This is a genomic window from Flavonifractor sp. DFI.6.63 (assembly GCF_024462255.1).
GTDB lineage: Bacteria > Bacillota > Clostridia > Oscillospirales > Oscillospiraceae > Lawsonibacter_A > Lawsonibacter_A hominis.
Window position 1 is genome coordinate 1 of the sequence record NZ_JANGBE010000090.1, and the last position, 426, is coordinate 426.

Here is a 426-nt window from a genome sequence, read left to right on the forward strand (position 1 = left end):
GTTATATTACAAAGGAGGATATATTATGAAGTTTAAAAAGTTATTATCAACAGTAATGGCAATGGCTATAGTTTCTGCGATAGGTGTAAATGCATTCGCCCTAGACAAGAGTGTGACTGTGTATAAGAATATAGCTAATAATGAGTTTTATACAGGAATGGGCGCACATGCAACCGAGGCATTTTCTAACGGGATAGTAGTGAATAATAATACAGACCTAAAGTTGGAAAGGGTGAAAACTAAGAAAATATATGTAGGTATATTTAGTGGATATATTTCTGAACTTACTTTGCAAGAACAGCCAGGCACAATTGATGGATATGAGTTTGATTTCACAGGAACAAATGTCACACCAACAACTCTTGCAAATACTTCAAGAAAGTATTACAGTGGTCAGGCTAAAATAAAAGTAGCTGGAATAACACA

The 426-nt window shown here is 34.5% G+C and carries 1 protein-coding gene; it reads left to right on the top strand.

Features of this window, described 5'->3' with window-relative positions; translation table 11 throughout:
* Positions 1-25 precede the first annotated feature (25 nt).
* Positions 26-426, top strand: a 401-nt coding sequence (locus tag NE547_RS18015; protein ID WP_256176627.1) for a hypothetical protein, incomplete at its 3' end; no start/stop codon positions are given.